The sequence below is a fragment of the Nitriliruptor sp. genome, from assembly GCF_040882075.1.
In the GTDB taxonomy this organism is placed as follows: Bacteria; Actinomycetota; Nitriliruptoria; order Nitriliruptorales; family Nitriliruptoraceae; genus Nitriliruptor.
The window spans coordinates 1-4,696 of sequence record NZ_JBBEBZ010000082.1 but is presented as its reverse complement, the minus strand read 5'-3'; the positions used below and the strand labels follow the sequence as shown (position 1 = coordinate 4,696).

Genomic DNA, 4,696 nt, shown 5'->3' with positions numbered 1-4,696 from the left:
CGGGAGTGCGTGCGGGTGGGCACGGGTCGTTCGAGGCCGCAACCGATCCAGCCGCACCGGCCCTGGCAGGTGGGGCGTGAGAGACGGACGCGACCCCGCCACCTTCGCAGGTGACGGAATCGGGTTCGGTGCCAGGTGTTATCGCCATCGCATCACACCTGACTGCCGAACTTAGCTGTCCCAGACCACGCGGTGGAGCCGGTGCTTGCCGGGGATGCCCCGCAGGTTGGCCTTCGGACCCCGGCGGAACCGCAGCTCGAGCTCGTCCTCGACGCGTTCCCGGACGGCTTCCGACACGAGGATCTCGCCGCCATCAGCTTCGTTGCAGACGCGCGCCGCGAAGGCGACGTTGGAGCCGAAGAAGTCACCCTGCCGCGTCTGCACCTCACCCGTGTGCACCCCGATCCGCAACCGGAGCGGGACCTCGAGATCACCGTCGACCAGCTCACGTTGGAACGCGGCGGCGAACCGGACCGCGTCCACGGGCCGCTTGAAGGCCAGCATCAGCCCGTCCCCCTGGGACTTGACCAGCCGCCCATCGTGATCGCGCGCCGTCCGTCGGGCGGACCGTTCGTGGGCCTGGATGATCCGGTGGAACCTCGCGTCGCCGAGCTCGACGTTGAGCGCCGTGGAGCCCTCGACGTCGGAGAAGACCAGGGTGATGGTCCCGTCCGCGGCGAGGGCGGGCAGCAGCTGCGGCCGCAACGCGTCGACCCACGAGGTCACGGCCTGCACCGGATCGAGCACCAGCGGCGGCAGGGTCCCACCCAGCGAGAACCCGTTCTCGGTCCGCGTCTCCACCGCACGCTTGGCCGCGGAGGCGCCCTTGCGCGCGGCTCGCCAGGTCAGCCACCCCGCCAGGGCAGCGACCAACACGCTCGCGACGACGATCGCGACGATCCACCGGGTGTCCACGCGCGCAGCCTCGCGGGTCAGCGCCTGACGTGCCAACACCCGACCCGGGATACCGTCCGCCGACCGCAGCGGACCGCCGGACGACCCGGCAGCCAGGAGCCCCGGTGGACGTCAGCCGTTTCGAACGCGACACGGCCGTGGAGCCGATCGCCGATGGGCGCTACGCCGGTGCCATCGACCCGGGGTGGGCCGTCATCGACGGCGCGGCGCCGAACGGTGGCTACCTGATGGCGCTCGCTGCCCGGGCGATGCGCGACCCGGTCCCCGCGCACCCCGACCCGGTCACCCTCACCGCCCACTTCCTCGCGCCGCCGACCGTGGGCGAGGTCGAGATCGCCGTCGAGGTGCTCCGGAGCGGACGCCGTCACTCGACCGTCGAGGCGACCCTCTCGCAGGCTGGTGAGGCCAAGGTCCGCCTGCTCGGCGCGTTCGGGGACCTCGCCGCAGCGGAGGGACCGTCACGGGTCGATCGCCGCCCTCCCGAGCTGCCGCCGCTCGCGTCGTGCGTGGACTTCACCACCGAGCACGAACGCCGGGCCGAGGCGGGCGGGTTCCCACCGCCGCCGATCGCGCAGCGGTTCGACCACCGCATGCCGTCCGCGGTCCTCGGGTGGACCGAGGGAGCGCCGTCGGGTCGGGGACACATCGGCGGGTACCTGCGGTGGCGCGACGGATCGGAGATGGACACGCTCGGGCTGCTCGTCGTCGCCGACTGCTACCCACCGGCCATCTTCGACGCAGCGCTCGGGGACATCGGGTGGGTGCCGACCATCGAGCTCACCGTCCAGGTGCGTGCCCGCCCGTCCCCCGGCTACCTGGCGGGGTGGTTCACCACCGAGGCGGTGACCGACGGCTACCTCGAGGAGGACGGCGAGGTGTGGGATGCCTCCGGCCAGCTCGTGGTGCTGTCACGCCAGCTCGCGCTCGCATCCCGGCCCCGCCGCTGAGTCCGGTCCCGGACGTGCCACGGTGGTCGGCAGCGTGAAGGCGAAGGTCGACCCTTCCCCTGGCTCGGACCGCACGCTCACCTCTCCGCCCATCGCCCGCACGTAGCGGGCCACCAGCGCCAACCCGATCCCCGATCCACGGACCGCGTTGCTGACCGAGGAGCGAGCACGGAAGAACGGATCGAAGACGTGGCTCGCCTCCCAGGGCGGCAGTCCGATCCCCCGGTCCTCCACCTCGATGCGGACCCACGGGCCCTCCACGGCGGCGTGCACCACGACCCGCGTCTCCGGTTCGGAGAACTTGACGGCGTTCGACAGCAGGTTGGCGAGCGTGCGGCGCAACAGGGTCGGGTCCGCGTACACCGAGACCGACGGCACAGCGACCTCGACGTGCCACCCGCGGGTGACGTGCTCGAGTTCCGCGACGATCGCATCCACCGCGGCGGGCAGGTCGACCACCTGCAGCGCGGGTTCGGACCCCACGCCACGCTCGAGGGCGGCCAGCTCGAGGAGCTCGTCGACGAGCTCGCCGAGCTCCGACGCGTGACGACCGACCCGCGCGAGGAGGTCGTCGCGGCGGGCGGAGTCGAGACGCTCACCGTGCACCCGGAGCGTCTCGGTGAACCCCGCGATGGAGGTCAACGGCGTCCGCAGCTCGTGCGACACCGAGGCGACGAAGTCGCGCCGGGCGTCCAGGGTCTGCTGCAGCTCGGTGACGAGCTGGCGTTCGAGCTCCAGCCGACGAGCGTTGCGGAGGGCGGCGCCCGCGAAGGCGGCGATGGCACGCGCGAGCTCCTCCTCATCGGCATCGAGGTGGGGATCGTCGAGCCAGACCACCAGGACCCCGGCTCGCCCACCCCCGTGGGTGGGCAGGGGGACGACCAGCCGGTCACCCTCGACCCACGGCTCCTCGGCGCCGCTGCCGGCGGTGATCGCGAGCTGCTCCGCCTCACCGAGGTCCGCGGGAGGGACACCGGCCACCGCCGCCACGGTCGGGGGCTGCCCGTCCTCCTCGAGCAGCAGCACGCAGCTGGTGGCGTGCAGGAGCCGGTGCGCGGCGCCTGCGACCTCGATCGACAGCTGTTCGCGATCGGTGGTCGAAGTCAGCAGGAGCGCGGCTCGCTTCAGCTCGTCCGCGCGCTTCGCCAGGTCGTGGTGGTGCCAGGCGCGCTCGACGACGTCCGGCAGAGCTTCGATGTACCCGCGGTCCTTGGCGAGGTAGTTGGCCGCACCCGCGCGCATGGCGGCGACGGCGACCTCGGTCGACCCGGCCGCGGTGACCATGATCACCGACGGGGGGTGCGGACGAGCCTGGATCGCGGCGAGGACCTCCAGGCCGTCACGGCCGGGGAGGCGGTAGTCGAGGAGCACGAGATCGACGTCGACGCACGCCTCCAGCGCTTGCTCGGCCACGCCGACCGCGGAGACCCGCATGCCGGCCGCGCTCAAGCGACGCGCCATGAGGGTGCGGTGGTCGAGGTTGTCGTCGACCACCAGCACCTTGATACGTCCACGTCCCGAGGAGCCTGCGGCGGCGGGGGGGTCGATAGCGAGGTCCACGGTTCTCATCAGACCGGCGGCTCGGGGAGCACGGCGGTGTGGGTCCAGAACCTGCTCATCGACACCAGCTTGTCGCTCAGCTCGGCGAAGGCGGGCCGCTTGATCAGGTAGGCGTTCCCGCCGGCTCGGTAGCTGTCATCGACGTCCTGCTGCCGTTCGGAGGAGGTGAGCACCGCGATCGGGATCGAGCGCAGCTCCGGGTCGTTCTTGACCACGTCGAGCACCTCCAGGCCTGCGACGCGGGGCATCTTGAGATCCAGGAGCACCAGGTGTGGCCGCGGACGGTCGTGGTACTCGCCGCGGCGGTAGAGGTAATCGAGCGCCTCCGCCCCGTCGCTCACGGATTCGATCTCGAAGGCGACCTCGTCCACCCCACGCAGGGCGCGGGTGATGAAGAAGACGTGGTCCTCGTTGTCCTCCGCGACGAGCACCCGCACGGTCCTTCTCACACGCCGACCTCCTGTGGCGCACCCACGTCGATCACCAGCACCGACGCGGGCAGGTGGATGCGGAACTCGGCGCCACCATCGTGGTCCCCGATCCAGATCCGACCACCGAGCGATCCGGCGACCTTCCGACAGATGGCGAGCCCGATGCCGGTCCCGGAGGTGGCATCCTGCACGTCGAGCCGCTCGAACACCCCGAACACCCGCTCGCGGTACTCGGCGGGGATACCGGGCCCGTCGTCGCGGACCACCAGCTCGACGCCGCCGTCGTCGGCCGGCTCAGCGTCGATCTGGACGGTCGCGCCTTCGGGTCGACCGTGCGTCACGGCGTTGTCCACCAGGTTCTGCAGCAGCTGACGGATGCGGGTGCCGTTGGCCCACAGGTTCGGGAGCGAGCCCGCCGTGACCGTGACGTTCGGGTGCGTGGTCCGCGTCTCGACGGTGATGTCGGCGACCACGGCGGCGAGGTCGACCTCCTCGGGCGTGACCTGGACGCGACCGATCCTGGACAGCTCGAGCAGGTCGCCGATGATCGACTCCATGTAGCGCCCGTTGGTCTCGAGCCGGTCGAGGAACCAGCGCGCTTCCTCATCGAGCGCCTCGCGGTGATCGGCGACGAGCAGCTCGACGTAGCTGAGCATGGCGATGAGCGGGCTCTTGAGGTCGTGCGACGCGCTGTAGACGAAGGACTCGAGCTCGGCGTTCGTGGCCGCCAGGCCCTGGCGCGCGGCCTGTTCGCTGGCGAGCAGGTCGGCGCGGGCGAGGGCGAGGTCGGCCAGCAACCCGGTCCGCTCGAGCAGCTGCAGCTCCTCGGCGCCGAAGAACGGG

Annotated in this window: 5 protein-coding genes; 1 reads left to right on the top strand and 4 read right to left on the bottom strand. The window is 71.6% G+C overall.

The genetic code is table 11. From position 1 onward, the window contains the following. Nucleotides 1–171: 171 nt before the first annotated feature. Nucleotides 172–951 carry an adenylate/guanylate cyclase domain-containing protein gene (locus tag WEB03_RS04280; RefSeq protein ID WP_368069732.1) on the bottom strand — a complete coding sequence of 260 codons (780 nt, stop codon included), beginning with the start codon at nt 949–951 and terminating at the stop codon, nt 172–174. Nucleotides 952–1,019: 68 nt separating this feature from the next. Here WEB03_RS04280 and WEB03_RS04275 point away from each other — a divergent pair, with 68 nt between their 5' ends. Continuing rightward, nucleotides 1,020–1,862 (top strand): thioesterase family protein, encoded by an 843-nt coding sequence (locus WEB03_RS04275; RefSeq protein WP_368069731.1) that lies wholly within the window; start codon nt 1,020–1,022, stop codon nt 1,860–1,862. On the opposite strand, the gene WEB03_RS04270 is transcribed toward WEB03_RS04275, so the two are convergent. From WEB03_RS04270 to WEB03_RS04260, 3 genes are all read right to left on the bottom strand, one after another. Beyond that, the gene (locus WEB03_RS04270) at nt 1,824–3,422 is read right to left on the bottom strand and encodes an ATP-binding protein (protein WP_368069730.1); all 1,599 of its coding nucleotides are present in this window, start codon (nt 3,420–3,422) and stop codon (nt 1,824–1,826) included. The genes WEB03_RS04275 and WEB03_RS04270 overlap by 39 nt on opposite strands. An 8-nt stretch (nt 3,423–3,430) precedes the next feature. Further along, on the bottom strand, nt 3,431–3,871 hold the full coding sequence (locus WEB03_RS04265; protein ID WP_368069729.1) for a response regulator: 441 nt from the start codon (nt 3,869–3,871) through the stop codon (nt 3,431–3,433). Beyond that, nucleotides 3,868–4,696: ATP-binding protein (locus tag WEB03_RS04260; RefSeq protein WP_368069728.1), on the bottom strand; the 829-nt coding region annotated here is incomplete at its 5' end. The genes WEB03_RS04265 and WEB03_RS04260, both read right to left, overlap by 4 nt.